Here is a 20,204-nt window from a genome sequence, read left to right on the forward strand (position 1 = left end):
CCCGGTCGGGACCGCCATTTATGTTGGCTCGGTAGCTCAGTCGGTAGAGCAGAGGACTGAAAATCCTCGTGTCGGCGGTTCGATTCCGTCCCGAGCCACCATTTTTTTATGCCGACTTAGCTCAATTGGTAGAGCAACTGACTTGTAATCAGTAGGTTGGGGGTTCAAGTCCTCTAGTCGGCATCATTTAGGGGCATAGTTTAAAGGTAGAACTGAGGTCTCCAAAACCTCCAGTGTGGGTTCGATTCCTACTGCCCCTGTAAGTATATGGGCCTATAGCTCAGCTGGTTAGAGCGCACGCCTGATAAGCGTGAGGTCGATGGTTCGAGTCCATTTAGGCCCACCATATATATTCCGCAGTAGCTCAGTGGTAGAGCTATCGGCTGTTAACCGATCGGTCGTAGGTTCGAGTCCTACCTGCGGAGCCATGGCCCGTTGGTCAAGTGGTTAAGACACCGCCCTTTCACGGCGGTAACACGGGTTCGAATCCCGTACGGGTCATAAAAAAAGAGTCAGCAATGTGCTGACTCTTTTTTATTATGTGTAATCCTCTTTTTTCACCTTATTTTCCTGAAATAAATAGAGGGATTTAGGAAAAGCTATGGTATGTATTAAAAGGAGGAGATAAAAAATGACGCGAGTTAGGGATTTAATGAGTACTCATCTTATACATTGTACACCATTAGATAATGTATATGAGGCAGCTGTAAAAATGAAAGAAGAATCAGTTGGATTGATTCCTGTTGTTGAAAATGAACAGGTTGTTGGGCTTGTTACTGATCGAGATTTAGTTGTTCGAGGGATTGCTGAAAAACATCCTGGATCTAATAAAATTACAAATGTAATGACAACAAAGATTGTTTCAGTTTCTCCAGATGATTCTATTGAAAAAGCTACAGAATTAATGGCACAGCATCAAATTAGACGATTGCCAGTAGTTGAGGACGGTCAGCTTGTTGGAATGCTAGCACTAGGTGATTTAGCTATAAGAGAATCGGCAGATGATCAAGCTGGATTCGCTTTAAGTGAAATCTCGGAGCATACGGAATAAAGCGAAACTTTAATTAGCGAGAGTTTTCCTGCCCGCAAATAATGGGATGAATTATGTATACAAATCAGATACATTATTCTAGTATATGTGGATTAAACTAATATATTAGCTTGATGTATCTGAGACTTTATATAATAAGTACATAGTTAATATTTCCGACAGTTTTTTAAAATTTGTCATTCCTAATTTTTAATAAGAGAAAAAATGATATACTGATAGATATAAGTATTATGAGAGATTTTGAATATAGCAATATTTATTGTTGGTGTTGTAATAATGAATTAATATTTCCTATGTAGATAAAGTGAAACTTTAATTATTGAGGGTTTTGTCCATTCCCTAGTGATTATTAGTTGAACCAATCGGGCTTTTACGGGCAGTTATCTCCCACCTAATTTCCTCGCATTCGCTGAATTTTGAGGTGGGAGTCTTGCTGTCTGCAAATAGCGGGATAAAAAGGGAAGGGGAATTATATGAGGGCTGTACAGGGCGATCCAAATTGGAATTTGGTTACAGATACATATATAGAACCAAATAATTTCGCTGAATTATTATCTTTACTTGTACCTTGTCACCCAAAAGGTGAAGGGAAAGAGCGTACTATATTAGTGTGGAAAGAAAAAGAATTTTACAAAGAAGAAAATTTAGCAGCATTTATCGTTTATGGAATGAATAGAGTAAAGAATTTACCGCAGTTTCATAAAGATGAAATTCCAACCTTAGTACGTATTCTTCGTTTATGTCAAGAAATCGGTTGGTATGAAGAGGCAAATACTTTTATGGCAACCCAAGGGCTAGATGAATTTGTCCAAACTTCATTGGAATATGAAACATGGGATCTTTTGACGCAAGCGGTTGCTTTAAACTACTTAGTTATTAAATATCGTGTCGGTGAATTAACAGATAGGGATGTAGAAATTTGGGATAGAGTTAAATTTAATGAGAAGTGTATAACAAATTGTAAACAGCTATTATCTCAAAAAGAAGTATTAGAATTTACATTTTTCTATATCTGTAAGAGAGCTAAAGCACTATCAAAAGAGCAATTGAATAGTGATATGATGAGTCTAGCGATATATTGTAATACTTTTGTGTATGATTTATATACACATGACTTACTGCGAAAATATCGTAAGTGTACAGATTTCCTATCATATTATGGACCTAGTCAAGTAGTTTTGGCTTGTCAAAGAGCTGTACTTTCTCAAATTTCAGATCGATTAGATCCATTAAAGACAACCCATGTAGATGATTATTTATATGTGATGAAAGAAATGATGGAACATATGACAATAGGAGTAATGGATCGATATGATTATTTTATCGGAAAGTTATTATCATACATACCATTTTTTGAAATGATTCAAGTTCCACAGCATGCTTATTATTGTGAAGAATTACTGTATATTTGTAAGGGTATTGAATACAAAGAAGAAATACTACGCAATTATATATTTATACAATTACATGATTGTTTACCATCATTCTTTAAATTATTTCTTAAAAATAAGCGTTATGCAACGATTCATGATATTCTTTTCTATTGGTGCGATGATGAACAAAGAATGAGCTTAGAGAAAAAATATAATCTTAGTTTTATTTATGAAAAATATGCTTGTGGATAAACAGTATTTTCTATATAAAAAATTAATATAAATGAAAAAGGATCTCACATAAACTTGAGATCCTTTTTTGCTAGTAAAACAAGGAGAAAGTAATTAAAATCAGAAATAACATTCCATAAAGGAGAAATTGTGCAGCATAACTTCCTTGTATACCAAAAAAAGTATTTAGTTTTTCATATAAATCCAATATATATTTCATCGGGTCATCTTTGAAAGATTGGTACACAGTGTCTCCTCTTTCTAGGCTTCTTGTTCATGTTTTTTATTATTAGGGACATTAATGTATCTAGCTATGAATAATAAAACAGCCATAAAGAATACAGGAACTACGGTAGATAAATAAAAGCCATTACTAATAACATTTGTTATAAGGGCACTTAATAGAAAAATAGCATTATAAATATGAGCAACTTTTTGTTTTAGTTGCACTTGGAATGATTCCATCATAATTTCTAAAGCAACAAAGGCAATGATAATAGATAAAAATACAGTGTTTGTATTGTAAATTATTAAACAACAGATTAAACCTAAAAAGGCAAAGTATTCAATTAAGAGAGGTATATTGCGTGGCATACAATTTACCTAACTAAATACGGCAGTGGATTTACTGCGTTTGTTTTTTCAAAGTTCCATTCTCCATTATGTAATTCAAAATGAAGATGTTGCCCGTATGAATGCCCTGTATTTCCCATATGACCTAGTAATTGTCCAGTTTGTACTTGATCACCAGCTTGTACAGTGCGATCTTTCATATGAGCATAAACTGTTGTATATAATTTCCCATTTATTTGATGGGCGATGAACACTACATTGCCATAACTAGCTGAATAATAGGATTTCAAAACTTTACCTGCAGCGGCAGCCTGAATGGAGACGTTACCTTGTGCCGCGATATCTATACCATAATGCATTTGTTCCCAGCGCATATCAAAGGTTGAACTGATTTGTCCTTGAGCAGGGAATTTGAAAACTGCTGGAATCGCTGAAGATTGAGCTGTTTGAGCTTGTGTTTGCTGTTGATGTTGTACGACATAGTGTTTTGCCACATATCCGTACCCTGTGCCAAAACGAATTTTATACCAAGTTCCTACTGTTTCTACTACTTGTACTTGTGTACCGTTTTGTAAGGAACCAAGTAGAGCGCTATTTGTGCTAGCGTTGCTACGTACGTTCAATTTTGGCGTTGCAACTGTATATTTCGTATTATTTTGAACTGTGGTTCCTTTTACTAAGGGCTGAGAGCCATTAGATACGAACGCTTTTTGTACATAACCTGTTTGGCCGTTATGTAAAATTTTATACCAGTCGCCTTGCTCTCCTTGAACGGTAACGAACTTACCATTTGGTAGTATATCTAAAACGGAAGATTCTAAATTAGGTCCAGAGCGAACGTTTAATGCATTAGCATTGACGATGTATTGATTATTAGATTGAAGTTTGTTTTTTAGTAGAATAGCATCTTTTTGTACATAACCTTCTTTATTATTAACAGATACTTTATACCAATCATTAGTTGCTTCAAGTATGTCCACTTTCGTATTAAAGCGGAGTGTATCAAGTGATGTACTATTTGTGTTATCTTCTTTATGTAAGGTTACTTGATCGACTTTGACATATCCAGTTTTAATATTAGATAATTGTTCAGCATTTGCTTTTTGTACATTTGTTTCTCCCATAGAAGGAAGTAACGAGGCAATTGCGACAGTAGTTGCTGCTAAAGCAGTAGCTTTCATATTCATATAATAGAGACCTCCTCTAGTTGTATAGTTAGTTGTAATTTTATTATAGTATAAAGATATAATATAGTGGGTGTATTCACATAAATGTAATATGAAATCAATATAAAAATAAATTTTTCGAGGATAATGATTCCTATTTATACAATTAGTTAGAATTTTATTTTCTGAAGTAGAATATAAGTATGGTATAACTTTGTTGATAATTAAGAAAATTAAAATAGTTGATGATGTCTTATTAGGGTGTTATACTGACAGTGATAATTTTATAGTTTGCTAGGAGAGCTGGTGTTGCCAGCTGAGAGTGGGCCGTAAGCCTTTGATCCTTTTTATTACCTGATCTAGATTATGCTAGCGTAGGGAAGCACTTCGGACACTAATAATGAGTCCCCGTTTCTTTGCGTATAGAAACGGGGCTTTTTTATTTGAAAATTTCATATTGAAACCACTAGGGGTGCTTGATGTGCTGAGAGAGGAATAATCCTTAACCCTTACAGACCTGATCTAGGTAATACTAGCGAAGGGAAGTGGAACAACGAATAAATTATCCTTTTATTTGCTGTAGCCACTTCTTATATAGAGAAGTGGCTTTTTATTTAGATACATATATTGAAGGGGGAAATAGAAATGAAATTTTGCGATAGATTATTAGAAACTGTGCAACCAGTTTGGGAGATGAGTCATAATCATCCGTTTGTAGTAGGTATGGGGGATGGTACGTTAGAAAAAGATAAATTTCAGTATTATATTATTCAAGATTATTTATATTTGTTAGATTATGCAAAGCTATATGCGATTGGTGTTGTAAAAGCAACGAATCCACAAATAATGGGAAAGTTTGCTGAACAAATTGATGGAATATTAAATGGAGAAATGACGATTCATAAACAATATGCAAAAAGACTTGGCATTTCTGCACAAGAGATGGAATCAGCGAAACCATCTGCTAAAAATTTAGCCTATACAAATTACATGATGTCTGTATCTCAAAATGGCACACTTGCAGAATTAGTAGCGGCACTTCTTCCATGTATGTGGAGTTATTGGGAGATTGGAAAGCGTTTAAATGACATTCCTGGAGCGAGAGATCATGAGTTCTTTGGAGAGTGGATTCAAGGATATAGTTCTGAAGAATACGGTAACCTCTGTATTTGGTTAATAGATTTATTAAATGAGATGGCAGTTGGAAAGTCAGAGAAAGAGCTAGACCGATTAGAGGAGATTTTCTTATATTCCAGTCGATTTGAATATTTATTCTGGGATATGTCCTATCGTAAGGAGATGTGGGGATTTGAGGAGCAAGAACATACTACAATTTCATAATGTTTCTTTTCATTATGACGAGAAGCCAATCATCAAAGAATTAAATGCTTCTATACAAGATAAAGAGTTTGTAAGTATTATCGGACCGAGTGGATGTGGGAAAAGTACTTTATTTCGCCTTATTACAGGCTTAGAAGAGGCAAGTACTGGGCAGATAGAGCTGACAGAAACAAAGAGTCATCCTGTAGGGTATATGCCCCAAAAAGATATGCTTTTGCCGTGGAGGACGATTATTGAGAATGCGGCCCTGCCACTAGAATGCCAAGGTGTGCAGAAGAAAGAAGCGCAAATGAAGGCGAAGGAACTGTTACATAAATTTGGTTTACAAGGATACGAGGGAAAATACCCGAAAGATTTATCTGGTGGTATGAGACAACGCGTATCTTTTATCCGAACTTTATTAACAGGTGGGGAGATATTATTGCTAGATGAACCGTTTAGCGCATTGGACGCTTTAACGAAGGCATCTTTGCAAGAATGGTTGTTTGAACAATGGAAAGAGTGGGAAAAAACAATTTTATTTATCACTCATGATGTTGAAGAAGCATTGTTCCTTTCGAATCGAATTTTAGTAGTGGAGAAGCAGCCGATAACGACATTGACTGAGCGGATTGTGCCGCTTGATCATAATCGAACACGAAAAGATTTATATAAACCGGATGTGTTAGCGCTGAAAGATGAGATTCTTAGTATGTTACAAAGGCAGGTACTTGTATGATGAACCGATTGAAAGAATTAGTTCCTGCCATTACCCTTTCTAGTATTTTACTCGTTATGTGGGAAATCGGAGCAAGAATTGTAGATGAGATGTACATTTTACCGTCACCGTCTGCAATTGTAATGAAGATATGGAAACTAAAAGACATATTATTTACGGTTCATTTACCGGCAACGTTATCCGTCGTTTTAATAGGTGTTGTTATTTCTATCGTATTAGGTGTGGGGCTAGCAATGTTAATGAATGCGAGTACATGGATGGAAAGAGCATTTTATCCATTATTAGTTGCCTCACAAACGATTCCAATTACCGCGCTTGCTCCACTCTTTGTTTTATGGTTTGGATACACAATCTGGAGTAAGGTTGTTGTTACAGTTTTAATTACGTTTTTCCCGATTGCAGTTAATACGTATGATGGGCTGCGCAGTACAAAAAAAGAATGGGAGGAGCTCCTAGTTACATATGGGGCAACGAAAAAAGATGTTTTTCTTAAGCTAAAGTTGCCCTCTGCTCTTCCATACTTTTTCTCAGCATTAAAAATTGCAGTTCCGCTTAGTGTGATTGGGGCAGCGATTGGAGAATGGCTTGGTGCACAAGCTGGGCTTGGATATTTCAGTAAAAGGATGATGACCCAATTAGATGGTGCGGGTGTATTTGCACCAATTGTATTGCTATCATTATTAGCTATTTTTTTCGTCATACTTATTTCTATGTTAGAGAAGAAATTCATTAGTTGGAGGAAGCATTCATGAAATTTTTAAAACGCATCTTTGTGTTTACATTATTAGTTGCAATGATTGCAGGGTGCTCGAGTAATTCAGCATCAGATAAGAGTAAGAAAGAGAAAGAAATAACGGTCATGCTTGATTGGTATCCGAATGCGGTGCATAGCTTTATTTATGCCGCAATTGAAAAAGGCTACTTTAAAGAAGAAGGAGTAAAGGTAAATATTAAATTCCCTTCTAATCCGACTGATCCATTAACGTTAGCTGCAGCAGGGAAAGTGACAGTTGGTCTATATTATCAGCCAGATGTTGTTATGGCCAGAGCAAATGAACAAATTCCAGTAAAATCAATTGGGGCTGTCGTACGTTCACCATTAAATCATGTCGTATCGCTGAAATCAGCAGGCATTCAATCACCGAAAGATTTAGAAGGAAAAACAGTAGGATATTCTGGAACCCCTTTAAGTGAAGCGTATTTAAAAACGATGATAAAAGAAGATGGTGGTAATCCTGATACGGTGAAAGTAGTTGATGTTGGGTTCGATTTGGTACCAGCATTAATTACGAAAAAAGTGGATGCTGTAACAGGGGCATACATTAACCATGAAGTACCTGTTATGCGCCATGAAGGCCATGAACCAGCGTACTTTAATCCAGCTGATTATGGAGTACCGAACTATCATGAACTTGTGTTTGTAACAGGTGATAAAACGTTGGAAAAAGATAAAGAAGCGCTGCAAGCCTTTTTACGTGGGGCGAAAAAAGGGTATGACTTTATGAAGAAAAACCCTGATGAAGCATTAAATATTTTATTAGATCATCAAGAAAAAGAAAACTTCCCACTTGTACCAGAAGTTGAGAAGGAAAGTATGAAAATTTTATTAGAGAAGATGGAAACGAAAGATGAGCCATTCTTGTCGGATTCAAAAGAGTCTTGGGAGAAACAAAATAAATGGTTGAAAGACAAAGGAATGACGAAAGAAATCGTTCCAGCTGATGAATTATTCGAAAACATTTTAAAGTAGGCGAATGAATATGAAAAATGAGCTCCATGTAATCTCAAATGGCCATATGCCATTCGAAGAATTAGTGAATGTAGCGATGCAAATTGAGAGTGAGATTGATTATTTGCATATTCGTGAGCGTGAGAAAAGTACGAAGGAATTATATGAAGGTGTGGAAAGCCTTTTAAAAAAAGGCTTTCCAGCATCTAAGCTCGTTATAAACGACCGAATTGATATTGCTGTTTTATTAAATATCCCGCGTGTTCAGCTAGGGTATCGAAGTACAGATGTAAGATCAGTGAAAGAAAAGTTTTCGTATTTGCATGTTGGTTATTCCGTCCATTCTTTAGAAGAAGCGATAGAGGCTTTTAAGAATGGGGCTGATTCGCTCGTTTATGGTCACGTATTCCCAACAGAGTGCAAAAAAGGTGTGCCAGCGAGAGGGTTAGAGGAAATTTCGGACATTGCAAAGAGCTTATCGATACCGATTATAGCTATTGGAGGAATTACTCCTGAAAATACAAGGGATGTTCTTGCAAGTGAAGTAAGTGGAATTGCTGTTATGTCTGGAATTGTAAGTAGTAGTAACCCGTATAGCAGAGCGAAATCTTATAAGGAATCAATAAGAAAGTGGGCGGGAAAACATGTGTGAGAAGTATGATGTAGCGATTATTGGCGGTGGTGTAATTGGTAGTTCAGTTGCACATTTTCTAGCAGAAAGAGGACATAAAGTAGCAATTATAGAGAAGCAACAGATTGCATCCGAAGCTTCGAAAGCTGCCGCTGGTTTACTCGGTGTCCAGGCAGAATGGGATGCGTATGATCCGCTATTTGAACTTGCTAGAGAAAGCCGTGCTATATTTCCACAACTTGCAACAGTTTTACGTGAAAAGACGGGTATTGATATTGGCTATGAGGAAAAAGGGATATATCGCATCGCTCAAAATGAGGATGAGAAAGAGAGAATTCTTCACATTATGGATTGGCAGCAAAAAACAGGTGAAGATTCCTATTTTCTAACGGGAGACCATTTGCGAGAAAAAGAGCCGTTTCTATCTGAGTCAATTATCGGAGCGGTATATTATCCGAAAGATGGTCACGTTATTGCACCAGAGCTTACGAAAGCATTCGCACATTCTGCAGCAATTTCTGGAGCGGACATATATGAGCAGACAGAAGTGTTTGATATTCGTATTGAAAATAATAAAGTGACTGGAATTGTGACAAGCGAAGGTGTAATCACATGCGAAAAAGTCGTTATCGCTGGAGGATCATGGAGTACGAAATTGTTACATTATTTTCAGAGTGATTGGGGTACATATCCTGTTAAGGGGGAGGTTGTTGCAGTAAGAAGCAGGAAACCACTTTTGAAAGCTCCTATTTTCCAAGAACGGTTTTATATTACCCCAAAACGTGGTGGCCGTTACGTAATTGGGGCAACGATGAAGCCTCATACGTTCAATAAAACTGTACAGCCAGAAAGTATTACTTCTATATTAGAGCGTGCTTATACAATATTGCCAGCTTTAAAAGAAGCAGAGTGGGAAAGCACATGGGCAGGATTAAGACCACAATCCAATCATGAAGCTCCTTATATGGGAGAGCATGAAGGAATAAAAGGTTTATATGCTTGCACGGGCCATTATCGAAACGGTATTTTATTAAGTCCTGTTTCTGGCCAGTATATGGCTGATTTAATAGAAGGAAAGCAGGGAAATCACTTGCTAGATTCATTGCTTTCTAAAACGGTTTAGAAAGGGGATGGAAGTTTGAACTTAAAAATTAATGGTAACCAAGTTGAAGTGCCAGCGAGTGTGAAAACAGTAGCTGAGCTACTTACACATTTAGAGTTAGATAACAGAATTGTTGTAGTAGAGCGAAATAAAGATATTTTACAAAAAGATGATCATAGAGATACATCTGTTTTTGATGGAGACCAAATTGAGATTGTAACTTTCGTAGGAGGCGGTTGATTATGTTAAACATTGGACCATTTTCATTTCATTCTAGACTTTTATTAGGAACAGGAAAGTTCTCTGATTTTGATGTACAGCAAAAGGCAATTGACGGTTCTGAAGCTGAAATTTTAACATTCGCAGTACGTCGTATGGATATATTTGATGCGAAACAGCCTAACTTATTAGAAAAACTTGATGTGAAAAAATATACGTTATTACCGAATACAGCAGGGGCAAAAAACGCTGAAGAAGCTGTTCGTATTGCAAAATTAGCAAAAGCTTCGGGGCTTTGTGACATGATAAAAGTAGAAGTAATTGGCGATGATAGAACGTTATTACCGGATCCAGTGGAAACTTTAAAAGCATCTGAAATGTTACTGGAAGAAGGATTTATCGTTCTTCCGTATACATCTGATGATGTTGTATTAGCACGTAAACTACAAGAACTTGGCGTGCATGCGATTATGCCAGGAGCATCACCGATTGGTTCAGGACTTGGTATTGTGAATCCATTAAATTTAAGTTTTATTATTGAACAAGCGACAGTACCAGTTATCGTTGATGCCGGTATTGGTAGTCCAGCTGATGCAGCATTTGCAATGGAATTAGGAGCGGATGGCGTGTTGTTAAATACAGCAGTGTCTGGTGCGAAAGATCCTATTAAAATGGCACAGGCAATGAAATTAAGTATTGAGGCAGGACGTTTAGGCTTTGAAGCTGGTCGTATTGCACGTAAACGCTGCGCGACAGCAAGTAGTCCTTTAGAAGGAATGAGTGTAGTTGAATAATCGATATTCTCGCCAAGAATTATTTACTCCAATTGGGGAAGAAGGACAACGAAAGATACGAGAAAAGCATGTGCTTATTATCGGTGCGGGTGCACTAGGTAGCGCAAATGCAGAAATGTTTGTAAGAGCTGGTGTTGGCAAGGTAACAATTGTTGATCGTGATTATGTAGATTGGAGTAATTTACAAAGACAGCAATTGTATGCAGAGAGCGACGTGAAGAATAACCTTCCGAAGGCTATAGCAGCTAAAAAGCGTCTAGAAGAGATTAATAGTGATGTAACAATAGAAGCCCTCGTTCAAGATGTAACGGCTGAAGAGCTAGAGGAACTTGTTACAAATGCTGATGTAATGATTGATGCGACTGATAATTTCGAAACGCGTTTTATTGTAAATGATATAGCGCAAAAACATTCTATTCCATGGATTTACGGAGCATGTGTAGGAAGTTACGGTTTATCTTACACAATTCTTCCTAGTAAAACACCATGTTTATCTTGTTTATTACAATCGATTCCGCTTGGCGGGGCGACATGTGATACAGCGGGGATTATATCACCTGCTGTATCTCTTGTTGTTTCTCATCAAGTTACGGAAGCTCTGAAACTGTTAGTAGAAGAATATGAATCGCTGCGAGATGGACTTGTGTCATTTGATGTATGGAAAAATGAATATTCATGTATGAATGTACAAAAGCTTCGTAAACATAATTGTCCTTCGTGTGGTGAAAATGCGTTATATCCGTATTTAAATAAGGAAAACACTTCAAAGACCGCGGTGTTATGCGGGAGAAATACAGTTCAAATTAGACCACCTCATAAAGAGGAAATGAACTTTGAACAATATAAACAGCTGCTGGAAGGTCGCGTGACGGATTTAAATATAAATCCATATTTACTATCATTTTCTGTTGAAGAAAAGAGATTAGTTGCGTTCAAAGATGGTCGTGTACTTGTGCATGGAACGAAAGATATAAGTGAAGCGAAAACAATTTATCATCGCTATTTTGGATAGAAAAGGATGAGTGGGATGAAAGTGAATAAAGCTTTAACGATTGCAGGATCTGATAGCGGGGGCGGTGCTGGAATTCAAGCAGATTTAAAAACATTCCAAGAGCTTGGTGTATATGGAATGACGGCAATTACAGCAATTACAGCGCAAAATACGCTTGGCGTGCAAGGGGTATATCCTGTTTCGTTAGAAGGTATTACGGAACAGCTGAATTCAATTGGTACGGATTTAACACCGGATGCAGTGAAACTAGGAATGTTATTTAGCATTGAAATTATTCAAATTGTGGCAGAGCAGATTAAGAAATTTGGCTGGAATAATATTGTGCTAGACCCTGTTATGATTGCAAAGGGCGGGGCATCATTATTACAACAAGAAGCGGTAGAGGCATTAAAAGAATACTTATTACCAGTAGCAACGGTTGTAACACCGAATGTTCCAGAGGCAGAAGTGTTAACTGGGATGGAGATTCATAACGTTGAAGATAGTAAGAAGGCTGCGAAAGTATTGCATGAATTAGGTGCTAAATATGTGCTTATGAAGGGCGGACATGCAGAATATCAAGGTAATGAAGTAATTGATTTACTCTTTGATGGAGAAGAGTTTATTGAATTTAGAAGTGAACGAATTCCTTCGAAACAAACGCACGGAAGCGGGTGTACATTTGCTTCAGCAGTTACAGCTGGACTTGCGAAAGGGTATTCGATTGAAGAGGCGGTTCAAAAAGCAAAACGATTTATTAGTATAGCAATTGAAGAGCCGTTGAATATTGGCAGTGGTCATGGACCGACGAATCATTTTGCATACAAATTGAATAAAGCATAAGCATGAAGAATGAAAAAGCCAGTTTTACAACTGGCTTTTTTTGTTTACTTTTTCCAAATACAAGAGTAATATATCAGCCAGAATACATTTTTTGTCATACGCTGAGTCCAATTGTATGGAGCGGAGGAACCAATTTTGTGCATCATCACTTGGGGTGAATCTTTCAGTTTTGAAAGTAGGGCTACTCTCAAAGCCCGAATCCGACAGCTAACTTCGTAAGCGTCTTGAGAGAGGACGGTGCCATGATGGATACATCACTTCATCGGTCTGATTAGTATAGGGGAATATCAATCTACGTTTGAGTTCTTTTATGCTAAGGAGGATGAGGTATATGGAACTAACACTTATTTGTGTTGGAGAAGAGAACAAGATAAAGAGTTTAAGAGAGCTAGTAGCATTTCAGCATGAGGTAATTATTTTTACAGCAAATGAACAGATAGCAGCTGAGGTTAGGGATTATGGATTCGAATCAGCTTATAGCTGTAATAAGGAGCAGGACTTTACTAGTATTTGCGAGCGGATTAAGAAGGTGATTTTGTTAGGGGATGAGTTTCCAATAGTTAGCTTCTTCGCAGAACGTATTCGCTTTTCTTTCCAAGCACCTATTACTGTTGTTACAAGAAATAAACGATATCCAGCGAGGCTCTATGAAACGATTGGAGCTAAATTTGTCGTGTTTACGAATTGTGATAACATTTCTTTTTTATTTTTTGAATAGGGCGGAGGAGAGTGAATATGAAGGTGTTGTTACTAGGAGATATAGCGAATCGTTGGGCGATATCGATAGAGAGAGTAGAAAAATTGATCCAGATTGATCCTCTTTTTCCAGGGCCATATATTATATTACCATCAAAAGATGTTTTGTATTTAGAGGCGGATATTACCGAATATGAGCAGTTACATGCCGAATTGACACAAGTGTATATTCGAGGGAGAAATTTACGTGCTTTTTTACGAGGAGAATAAATCTTGAAAGAAAAAGAGAGCGAATGTTAAGCGCACCTAAGGTGGGCGCTTATATACATTCGCTCTTTTTTTTATATTTAAAACATCATTTCTATGAAAAAGAAAGAAAAGATGAGAAAACAGATGAAAGAGTATTAAAAACATGTTTTGTAAACGCTTAAACGATAGAATATTTTCTTTTTTTAGGTAATTTACCTCTTTACAAGTGAAATATAGAGGAGTATATTTACTCTCATAAATCATTCATGAAATTTCCAAAAAAAACCTAAAATCGCTGAGTTCCAGAAATGGAGCGGGGGAACCAATTTTGTGCATCGTCACTTGGGGTGAATCTTTCAATTTTGAAAGTAGGGCTACTCTTTAGGCCCGAATCCGACAGCTAACCTCGTAAGCGTTTAGAGAGGAGGTTTACTTTGTGTTGTTCGTTTCGAACACTAAGTAGAGCTTAGTGTTCTTTTTTTGATAACTATATGGTAAATTTTAACAAAAGGTGAGGGGTAGTTATGTTAGATGTTGTAATGATCGGGATTTTTGTTGGGTTAGTTGCATCGATGGCAAGTCTTGCAAGTTGGTCAGATAAAGTTGTGAAAGAAGGGAAGCAATCATGATGATTGCCTTATCGGTTATTGTTGCAGTGATTACGGTGTATTTAGTATATGCATTATTAAATCCAGAGAAGTTTTAATTAGGGGGAATCATTCATTATGATTTGGGTCGCAGTCGTTATTACAATGCTCTTGTTTATTCTAGTAGCAAAGCCGACGGGGATTTATTTAGAGAAAGCCTTTCAAGGTAGTAAAACGCTAGATAAAGTATTCGGGCCTTTTGAAAAGCTTATTTTTAAAATTACGGGTGTAAAAGCATACAATCAAACGTGGAAACAGTACGCATTATCATTAGTTTTATTAAATGGATTTATGATTGTTGTTGTATATTTCATTTTTAGATTACAAGGTGTATTGCCATTAAATCCAGCACACATTGAAGGAATGGAGCCTACGCTCGCTTTTAATACAGCAATTAGTTTTATGGCTGATACAAACTTACAGCATTATAGCGGTGAAAATGGTTTATCTTATTTATCACAATTAATCGGGATTACATTTTTAATGTTTGCAGCACCAGCAACGACGTTAGCTCTTGTGATGGCTTTTATAAGAGGACTTGCTGGAAAAGAACTTGGTAACTTTTTCGTTGATTTTACGAGAGCTTTAACGAGAGTATTTCTTCCTATTGCGTTTGTTGCAGCGCTAGTCTTTGTCGCACTTGGTGTACCACAAACGTTAGACGGGGCAGTTACAGCACAAACAATTGATGGGGCGAAGCAAAGTATTTTACGTGGTCCAGTTGCCTCATTCGTTTCCATTAAGGAACTTGGAAATAACGGCGGTGGATTTTTCGGGGCAAATTCTACACATCCTTTTGAAAATCCAGGACAAATGAGTAATATTTTGCAAATGATGCTTATGATGTTATTGCCAACAGCACTTCCATTTACGTACGGACGAATGGTAGGGAATAAAAAGCAAGGACGTATCCTTTTTGTTTCATTATTCATGGTGTTTTTATTAGGATTTATAACGATTACGACATCTGAATTAAACGGGAATCCAGCTTTAAATGGAATGGGTATCGAACATGTACAAGGAAGTACAGAAGGAAAAGAAGTAAGGTTTGGAACAGTATTTTCTTCTCTTTATGCGACAGTAACGACAGCTGCTGAAACAGGGGCCGTTAATACGATGCATGATACGTTAACACCGATTGGCGGTTTAGTTCCACTTGTAAATATGATGTTGAATACAGTATACGGCGGCGTGGGAGCTGGCTTTATTAACATTATTATGTATGCAATTATTGCAGTCTTTATATCTGGATTAATGGTTGGAAGGACACCAGAGTTTTTAGGTAAAAAGATTGAAGGTAAGGAAATGAAATTAATTGCGGTAACGATTCTATTTCATCCATTGCTTATTTTAGGATTTTCAGCATTAGCTCTTTCAACAAGTTTAGGAACGGATGCGATTTCTCATTCAGGTTTCCACGGTTTAACGCAAGTTGTATATGAATACACATCGTCAGCTGCGAATAACGGATCTGGATTTGAAGGTTTAGCAGATAATACACCATTTTGGAATATTACGACTGGTTTAGTTATGTTTTTAGGGCGCTATTTCAGTTTAATCACGATGTTAGCTGTGGCAGCTTCACTAAAAGAGAAGACGGTAGTACCAGAAACAGTCGGAACGTTCCGTACAGATAATGGTTTATTTGGTGGCATCTTCATCGGAACGATTGTAATTGTCGGTGCGTTAACATTCTTTCCGATGTTAGTACTCGGCCCAATTGCAGAATTTCTTACATTGAAGTAATGGAGGGTAAATGATGAGACCGGTAGTAGTAAAAGAAAAAAGTGTGAACGAACCACAAGTACATGTTGTAGAAGATGAGGTTAGACAAGCGAAAACGATGGATCGTGATATCGTGACGCATGCGATGAAACAATCTTTTGCGAAATTGAATCCGAAAGTCATGATAAAGAATCCGATTATGTTCGTTGTGGAAATTGGATTTATCATTACGTTAATTTTATCCTTTCTTCCAAGTAGTTCTAGTAGTGTACCAGGATGGTTTAATATAACAGTTTCTCTTATTCTATTATTTACAGTTTTATTTGCTAACTTTGCAGAAGCGTTAGCTGAAGGTCGTGGTAAAGCGCAAGCCGATTCTTTAAAACAATCAAAGAAAGATGTGTTTGCAAATGTTGTAAAAGAAAATGGAGACATTGTTCAAGTTTCAGCAACTGATCTAAGAAAAGGTGACGTTGTTATTGTAAAGCAAGGTGAAATGATTCCAAATGATGGGGAAGTTATGAAAGGATTAGCGTCTGTGGATGAATCTGCAATTACAGGGGAATCAGCTCCTGTTATAAAAGAAGCGGGCGGTGATTTTTGTTCCGTAACAGGCGGTACGATGGTCGTAAGTGATGAAATTACGATTGTCATTACAAGTAATCCTGGTGAATCATTTATTGATAAAATGATTTCGTTAGTAGAAGGAGCTGCTCGTCAAAAAACGCCGAATGAAATTGCTTTAAATACAGTATTAACGAGTTTAACGCTTATTTTCTTAATCGTTGTTGTAACGTTGCCGATTTTTACAAATTATTTAGGATTTCAAATTGATACAGCTGTACTTGTCGCATTGTTAGTTTGTTTAATTCCAACGACAATTGGTGGATTATTATCCGCAATTGGTATTGCCGGGATGGACCGGGTGACAAAGTTTAATGTGTTAGCAATGTCAGGGAAAGCAGTAGAAGCTGCGGGTGATATTAATACAATCATTTTAGATAAAACGGGTACGATTACTTTCGGGAACCGAATGGCTCATACGCTATTACCTGTAGGAAATGAAACGATTGAGCAAGTAGGAAAATGGGCTGCAATTAGTTCTGTTTTAGATGAAACACCAGAAGGCCGATCTGTTATAGAATATGTGCAAACGAAATCTATATTATATAATCGAGAACTTGCAGAACAAGGTGAGTTTGTTCCATTTAAAGCAGAAACGAGAATGAGTGGTGTCGATTTACAGGACGGAACGAAAGTGAGAAAAGGTGCTGTAGGTAGCGTGATTGAGTGGGTTCAAGCACAAGGCGGAACGATCCCGAAAGATGTGAATCAAAAAGCAGATTTAATCTCAAAAGAGGGCGGAACACCACTTGTAGTTGCAGTGAATGATCGTATTTACGGTTTAATTTATTTAAAGGATACAGTAAAACCTGGTATGCGTGAACGCTTTGAACAATTGCGCCAAATGGGGATTAAAACGGTTATGTGTACTGGTGATAATCCGTTAACAGCAGCAACAATTGCAAAAGAAGCAGGGGTAGATGAATTCGTTGCCGAGTGTAAACCAGAAGATAAAATTGCGGTTATTAAAGCAGAGCAAGATAAAGGGAAGCTTGTAGCGATGACAGGTGATGGTACAAATGATGCTCCGGCATTAGCGCAAGCTGACGTTGGATTAGCGATGAATAGCGGGACAACAGCTGCGAAAGAAGCAGCAAATATGATTGATTTAGACTCGAACCCAACAAAAATTATTGAAGTCGTAGGAATCGGTAAGCAATTGTTAATGACGCGCGGTGCGTTAACGACGTTTAGTATTGCGAATGATATTGCGAAATATTTTGCAATCATTCCAGCGATGTTTACACTTGCGATTCCGCAAATGGAAGCATTAAACATTATGAAATTAACATCGCCAATTTCAGCGATTTTATCAGCACTAATCTTTAATGCAGTTATTATTCCGTTACTCATTCCGTTAGCGATGAAAGGTATTGCATATAAACCGATGAGCTCTAATGCACTTCTTAGCAGAAACTTACTCATTTACGGACTTGGCGGAGTTATCGTTCCGTTCATTGGAATTAAAGTAATTGATATGATTGTCGGCTTGTTCATATAAGGAAGAGGGGAAAAAGATGACGAAGAAACAGAGTATACTATCACCAATCATTCGTATTACTTTTACATTTCTAGTCTTATGCGGACTTGTATACCCGCTTGTTGTTACCGGTATTGCACAAGCAGTAATGAAGGATAATGCGGATGGAAGTCTAATATATAATGATAAAAATGAAGTGATTGGTTCTAAATTAATCGGTCAAAATTTCACAGATCCACGTTATTTTCATGGACGTGTCTCTAGTATAGAATATAAAGCAGAAGCATCTGGTTCAAATAACTATGCACCGTCTAATCCAGATTTAGCAAAACGAGTTGAGAAAAGTATTGAAGACTGGAAGAAACAAAACCGGGCGGTTCCAGTTACAGAAGTACCGATAGATTTAGTGACGAATTCAGGTTCAGGGCTTGATCCTGATATTAGTCCGAAGGCGGCTTCTGTGCAGGTAGATCGCATCTCGAAATTAACGAATATTCCGAAAGAAACACTGGATCAGTTGATTAAGGAGCAAACAGAAGGCGCTGCACTCGGTTTATTTGGAGAAGATCGCGTAAACGTCTTAAAGTTAAATTTAGAATTACAGAAATTAATGAAATAGTAACAGTACTACCTCAATCTAACGGATTGAGGTAGCGTTGTTTTGAAAGAAAGGTTGTGAGTTTTTTGTATGCGGATGACTATAAACCAACGTTTCAAAGGCGAACACCAGAGGAATATTTAGAATATATTCGTCAGCAAAATCGTGGAAAGTTAAAGCTATATGTAGGGGCTGCACCAGGCGTTGGAAAAAGTTATAAAATGCTCTTTGATGCAAGAGAGATGAAAAAAGATGGTATGGATATTGTGATTGGTTTAATTGAAACACATGGGAGAATCGAGACAGAAGAAGCAATTGCTGATTTAGAGAAGATTCCTTTAAAAGAAATAGATTATAAAGGGAAGGTATTTTATGAGCTTGATGTGGAAGGAATTATAAAGCGTGCGCCGCAAGTAGTTGTGGTGGATGAACTTGCGCATAGTAATATTCCTGGGTCTAAAAATAAGAAACGTTATATGGATGTACAGGAATTGTTAGAGGCGGGCATATCAGTATTATCAGCGTTTAATATTCAACATTTAGAAAGCGTTCATGACATTGTAGCTCAAATTACAAATGTAAAAGTACGGGAACGTATTCCAGATTTTATTTTGCAAAAAGCAAATGAAATTCAGCTTGTTGATGCAACGCCCGAGGTATTAAGGAAGAGATTAATAGATGGAAAGATATATAAGGAAGAAAAAATTCAGCAAAGCTTACAAAATTTCTTTACGCTTAATAATTTAGGAGCACTTAGGGAATTATCGCTTCGCGAGGTTGCTGATGATATGGATGAGAAAATTAGTCAAACAGTGATAGAACCAATCGGTGTGAAAGAAAAAATTCTCGTTTGTGTACAATACAGTTCAACAGCAGAAAAATTAATAAGACGAGGATGGCGCATGGCTGATCGGTTAAATGCTGAATTATATGTCTTAAACGTTGAAAGAGAAAATATAGATTCTCTTTCAGCAGGAAAAAAGCAAACAATTGAAGAGTGGAAATCGCTGACGAATCAATTTGATGCGAGCTTTGTATTAGAAGAAGCGAAGGGAAGAAAGCCAGCGGATGTTATTATTGAAGTCGCGAAAAGACTACAAGTAACGCAAATTTTACTTGGGCAATCGGCGAGAACTCGGTGGGAAGAAATTCGAAAAGGTTCTATTGTAAATGAAATTATGAGAGAAACGAAGTATATCGATATTCATATCGTGGCGGATCAAAGAGCTTAAACTAGAGACCTCCTTTCGGGAAGTCTCTAGTTTGCTTTTTACATATTTTCTTTTTTGTAGAGTATGGGAATTTTATTCCTGTGAGAGAAAGACATTCACTTAGAAGTAGACCTAGGTTAAGAGAATGAAAATAGTCTAACTTTTTATTGACAATGATAATTATTATCTTTAATATTAATTTGATTTTTCAT

The 20,204-nt window shown here is 37.0% G+C and carries 22 protein-coding genes, 6 tRNA genes and 4 riboswitches; of the genes, 26 read left to right on the forward strand and 2 right to left on the reverse strand.

Going from position 1 to position 20,204, the window contains the following annotated elements; all coding sequences use genetic code 11:
* The first annotated feature begins 25 nt into the window (after window positions 1-25).
* The 8 genes from COI75_RS18115 to COI75_RS18150 all read left to right on the forward strand — a co-directional run bounded on the left by COI75_RS18115 (window position 26) and on the right by COI75_RS18150 (window position 2,676).
* Window positions 26-101, forward strand: a tRNA-Phe gene (locus tag COI75_RS18115).
* Window positions 102-110: 9 nt separating this feature from the next.
* Window positions 111-183, forward strand: a tRNA-Thr gene (locus COI75_RS18120).
* A gap of 6 nt (window positions 184-189) precedes the next feature.
* Window positions 190-260, forward strand: a tRNA-Trp gene (locus tag COI75_RS18125).
* A gap of 9 nt (window positions 261-269) precedes the next feature.
* Window positions 270-346 (forward strand) — tRNA-Ile (locus COI75_RS18130).
* Between the two features lie 7 nt (window positions 347-353).
* Window positions 354-428 (forward strand) — tRNA-Asn (locus tag COI75_RS18135).
* Window position 429: 1 nt separating this feature from the next.
* Window positions 430-501 (forward strand) — tRNA-Glu (locus COI75_RS18140).
* A 130-nt stretch (window positions 502-631) separates the two neighbouring features.
* Window positions 632-1,051, forward strand: a complete 420-nt coding sequence (locus COI75_RS18145) for a CBS domain-containing protein (protein ID WP_000199018.1) — start codon at window positions 632-634, stop codon at window positions 1,049-1,051.
* Between the two features lie 473 nt (window positions 1,052-1,524).
* Window positions 1,525-2,676, forward strand: coding sequence for a DUF3965 domain-containing protein (locus COI75_RS18150; RefSeq protein WP_001203046.1), 1,152 nt, complete (start codon window positions 1,525-1,527; stop codon window positions 2,674-2,676).
* Between the two features lie 240 nt (window positions 2,677-2,916).
* Here the strand turns inward: COI75_RS18150 and COI75_RS18160 are convergent, their stop codons facing one another.
* Complete coding sequence (locus COI75_RS18160; RefSeq protein WP_001137825.1) at window positions 2,917-3,249, reverse strand: hypothetical protein; 333 nt, start codon at window positions 3,247-3,249, stop codon at window positions 2,917-2,919.
* A gap of 5 nt (window positions 3,250-3,254) precedes the next feature.
* A complete protein-coding gene (locus tag COI75_RS18165) occupies window positions 3,255-4,415 on the reverse strand; it encodes an SH3 domain-containing protein (RefSeq protein WP_001056021.1) in 1,161 nt (386 codons plus the stop codon).
* Between the two features lie 265 nt (window positions 4,416-4,680).
* Window positions 4,681-4,792: riboswitch (TPP riboswitch) on the forward strand.
* A 60-nt stretch (window positions 4,793-4,852) separates the two neighbouring features.
* Window positions 4,853-4,955: riboswitch (TPP riboswitch) on the forward strand.
* An 84-nt stretch (window positions 4,956-5,039) separates the two neighbouring features.
* Here COI75_RS18165 and tenA point away from each other — a divergent pair.
* From tenA to kdpDN, 18 genes are all read left to right on the forward strand, one after another.
* Window positions 5,040-5,735, forward strand: coding sequence for a thiaminase II (gene tenA, locus COI75_RS18170; RefSeq protein WP_000666819.1), 696 nt, complete (start codon window positions 5,040-5,042; stop codon window positions 5,733-5,735).
* Window positions 5,704-6,453, forward strand: a complete 750-nt coding sequence (locus COI75_RS18175; protein WP_001256800.1) for an ABC transporter ATP-binding protein — start codon at window positions 5,704-5,706, stop codon at window positions 6,451-6,453. The genes tenA and COI75_RS18175 overlap by 32 nt, the downstream gene beginning before the upstream one ends.
* The gene (locus COI75_RS18180; protein WP_033657199.1) at window positions 6,453-7,205 is read left to right on the forward strand and encodes an ABC transporter permease; all 753 of its coding nucleotides are present in this window, start codon (window positions 6,453-6,455) and stop codon (window positions 7,203-7,205) included. Before COI75_RS18175 ends, COI75_RS18180 begins: the two co-directional genes overlap by 1 nt.
* On the forward strand, window positions 7,202-8,203 hold the full coding sequence (locus COI75_RS18185; RefSeq protein ID WP_000670434.1) for an ABC transporter substrate-binding protein: 1,002 nt from the start codon (window positions 7,202-7,204) through the stop codon (window positions 8,201-8,203). The genes COI75_RS18180 and COI75_RS18185 overlap by 4 nt, the downstream gene beginning before the upstream one ends.
* A gap of 10 nt (window positions 8,204-8,213) precedes the next feature.
* A complete protein-coding gene (tenI, locus tag COI75_RS18190) occupies window positions 8,214-8,834 on the forward strand; it encodes a thiazole tautomerase TenI (protein ID WP_000787165.1) in 621 nt (206 codons plus the stop codon).
* On the forward strand, window positions 8,827-9,936 hold the full coding sequence (thiO, locus tag COI75_RS18195; protein ID WP_000333293.1) for a glycine oxidase ThiO: 1,110 nt from the start codon (window positions 8,827-8,829) through the stop codon (window positions 9,934-9,936). Before tenI ends, thiO begins: the two co-directional genes overlap by 8 nt.
* A 15-nt stretch (window positions 9,937-9,951) precedes the next feature.
* The gene (thiS, locus tag COI75_RS18200) at window positions 9,952-10,155 is read left to right on the forward strand and encodes a sulfur carrier protein ThiS (protein ID WP_001049514.1); all 204 of its coding nucleotides are present in this window, start codon (window positions 9,952-9,954) and stop codon (window positions 10,153-10,155) included.
* A 2-nt stretch (window positions 10,156-10,157) separates the two neighbouring features.
* The gene (thiG, locus tag COI75_RS18205) at window positions 10,158-10,928 is read left to right on the forward strand and encodes a thiazole synthase (protein ID WP_000932001.1); all 771 of its coding nucleotides are present in this window, start codon (window positions 10,158-10,160) and stop codon (window positions 10,926-10,928) included.
* Window positions 10,921-11,940: a thiazole biosynthesis adenylyltransferase ThiF gene (thiF, locus tag COI75_RS18210; protein WP_001065464.1), complete on the forward strand. Its 1,020-nt coding sequence runs from the start codon at window positions 10,921-10,923 to the stop codon at window positions 11,938-11,940. The genes thiG and thiF overlap by 8 nt, the downstream gene beginning before the upstream one ends.
* A gap of 6 nt (window positions 11,941-11,946) precedes the next feature.
* Window positions 11,947-12,762: a bifunctional hydroxymethylpyrimidine kinase/phosphomethylpyrimidine kinase gene (gene thiD / locus COI75_RS18215; RefSeq protein WP_141535137.1), complete on the forward strand. Its 816-nt coding sequence runs from the start codon at window positions 11,947-11,949 to the stop codon at window positions 12,760-12,762.
* Window positions 12,763-12,851: 89 nt separating this feature from the next.
* Window positions 12,852-13,000, forward strand: a riboswitch (cyclic di-AMP (ydaO/yuaA leader).
* A gap of 93 nt (window positions 13,001-13,093) precedes the next feature.
* The gene (locus COI75_RS18220; protein WP_000424063.1) at window positions 13,094-13,480 is read left to right on the forward strand and encodes a hypothetical protein; all 387 of its coding nucleotides are present in this window, start codon (window positions 13,094-13,096) and stop codon (window positions 13,478-13,480) included.
* Between the two features lie 17 nt (window positions 13,481-13,497).
* A complete protein-coding gene (locus COI75_RS18230; protein WP_002095898.1) occupies window positions 13,498-13,728 on the forward strand; it encodes a hypothetical protein in 231 nt (76 codons plus the stop codon).
* A 262-nt stretch (window positions 13,729-13,990) separates the two neighbouring features.
* Window positions 13,991-14,136, forward strand: a riboswitch (cyclic di-AMP (ydaO/yuaA leader).
* A gap of 95 nt (window positions 14,137-14,231) precedes the next feature.
* Complete coding sequence (locus COI75_RS18235; protein WP_000887888.1) at window positions 14,232-14,336, forward strand: SipW-dependent-type signal peptide-containing protein; 105 nt, start codon at window positions 14,232-14,234, stop codon at window positions 14,334-14,336.
* Window positions 14,336-14,413 (forward strand): K(+)-transporting ATPase subunit F, encoded by a 78-nt coding sequence (kdpF, locus tag COI75_RS18240; protein ID WP_232288640.1) that lies wholly within the window; start codon window positions 14,336-14,338, stop codon window positions 14,411-14,413. Before COI75_RS18235 ends, kdpF begins: the two co-directional genes overlap by 1 nt.
* Window positions 14,414-14,432: 19 nt before the next feature.
* Window positions 14,433-16,100, forward strand: coding sequence for a potassium-transporting ATPase subunit KdpA (gene kdpA, locus COI75_RS18245; RefSeq protein ID WP_000638363.1), 1,668 nt, complete (start codon window positions 14,433-14,435; stop codon window positions 16,098-16,100).
* 13 nt (window positions 16,101-16,113) lie between these two features.
* Window positions 16,114-18,204 (forward strand): potassium-transporting ATPase subunit KdpB, encoded by a 2,091-nt coding sequence (kdpB, locus tag COI75_RS18250; protein ID WP_001248037.1) that lies wholly within the window; start codon window positions 16,114-16,116, stop codon window positions 18,202-18,204.
* Window positions 18,205-18,220: 16 nt separating this feature from the next.
* Window positions 18,221-18,802 (forward strand): K(+)-transporting ATPase subunit C, encoded by a 582-nt coding sequence (gene kdpC, locus COI75_RS18255; protein WP_000163096.1) that lies wholly within the window; start codon window positions 18,221-18,223, stop codon window positions 18,800-18,802.
* 56 nt (window positions 18,803-18,858) lie between these two features.
* A complete protein-coding gene (gene kdpDN / locus COI75_RS18260) occupies window positions 18,859-20,013 on the forward strand; it encodes a KdpD-like non-kinase potassium sensor (RefSeq protein WP_087947446.1) in 1,155 nt (384 codons plus the stop codon).
* The last annotated feature ends 191 nt before the right edge of the window (window positions 20,014-20,204 follow it).

Origin of the sequence: Bacillus cereus (assembly GCF_002564555.1) — a bacterium.
GTDB lineage: Bacteria > Bacillota > Bacilli > Bacillales > Bacillaceae_G > Bacillus_A > Bacillus_A cereus_K.

What these genes read in the sequence shown, in the direction of transcription:
- COI75_RS18145 (WP_000199018.1), top strand. Translation starts at nt 632, where the DNA reads ATGACGCGAGTTAGGGATTTAATGAGTACTCATCTTATACATTGTACA.
- COI75_RS18150 (WP_001203046.1), top strand. Translation starts at nt 1,525, where the DNA reads ATGAGGGCTGTACAGGGCGATCCAAATTGGAATTTGGTTACAGATACA.
- COI75_RS18160 (WP_001137825.1), bottom strand. Translation starts at nt 3,249, where the DNA reads ATGCCACGCAATATACCTCTCTTAATTGAATACTTTGCCTTTTTAGGT.
- COI75_RS18165 (WP_001056021.1), bottom strand. Translation starts at nt 4,415, where the DNA reads ATGAATATGAAAGCTACTGCTTTAGCAGCAACTACTGTCGCAATTGCC.
- tenA (WP_000666819.1), top strand. Translation starts at nt 5,040, where the DNA reads ATGAAATTTTGCGATAGATTATTAGAAACTGTGCAACCAGTTTGGGAG.
- COI75_RS18180 (WP_033657199.1), top strand. Translation starts at nt 6,453, where the DNA reads ATGAACCGATTGAAAGAATTAGTTCCTGCCATTACCCTTTCTAGTATT.
- COI75_RS18185 (WP_000670434.1), top strand. Translation starts at nt 7,202, where the DNA reads ATGAAATTTTTAAAACGCATCTTTGTGTTTACATTATTAGTTGCAATG.
- tenI (WP_000787165.1), top strand. Translation starts at nt 8,214, where the DNA reads ATGAAAAATGAGCTCCATGTAATCTCAAATGGCCATATGCCATTCGAA.
- thiO (WP_000333293.1), top strand. Translation starts at nt 8,827, where the DNA reads ATGTGTGAGAAGTATGATGTAGCGATTATTGGCGGTGGTGTAATTGGT.
- thiG (WP_000932001.1), top strand. Translation starts at nt 10,158, where the DNA reads ATGTTAAACATTGGACCATTTTCATTTCATTCTAGACTTTTATTAGGA.
- thiD (WP_141535137.1), top strand. Translation starts at nt 11,947, where the DNA reads ATGAGTGGGATGAAAGTGAATAAAGCTTTAACGATTGCAGGATCTGAT.
- COI75_RS18220 (WP_000424063.1), top strand. Translation starts at nt 13,094, where the DNA reads ATGGAACTAACACTTATTTGTGTTGGAGAAGAGAACAAGATAAAGAGT.
- COI75_RS18230 (WP_002095898.1), top strand. Translation starts at nt 13,498, where the DNA reads ATGAAGGTGTTGTTACTAGGAGATATAGCGAATCGTTGGGCGATATCG.
- COI75_RS18235 (WP_000887888.1), top strand. Translation starts at nt 14,232, where the DNA reads ATGTTAGATGTTGTAATGATCGGGATTTTTGTTGGGTTAGTTGCATCG.
- kdpF (WP_232288640.1), top strand. Translation starts at nt 14,336, where the DNA reads ATGATTGCCTTATCGGTTATTGTTGCAGTGATTACGGTGTATTTAGTA.
- kdpA (WP_000638363.1), top strand. Translation starts at nt 14,433, where the DNA reads ATGATTTGGGTCGCAGTCGTTATTACAATGCTCTTGTTTATTCTAGTA.
- kdpB (WP_001248037.1), top strand. Translation starts at nt 16,114, where the DNA reads ATGAGACCGGTAGTAGTAAAAGAAAAAAGTGTGAACGAACCACAAGTA.
- kdpC (WP_000163096.1), top strand. Translation starts at nt 18,221, where the DNA reads ATGACGAAGAAACAGAGTATACTATCACCAATCATTCGTATTACTTTT.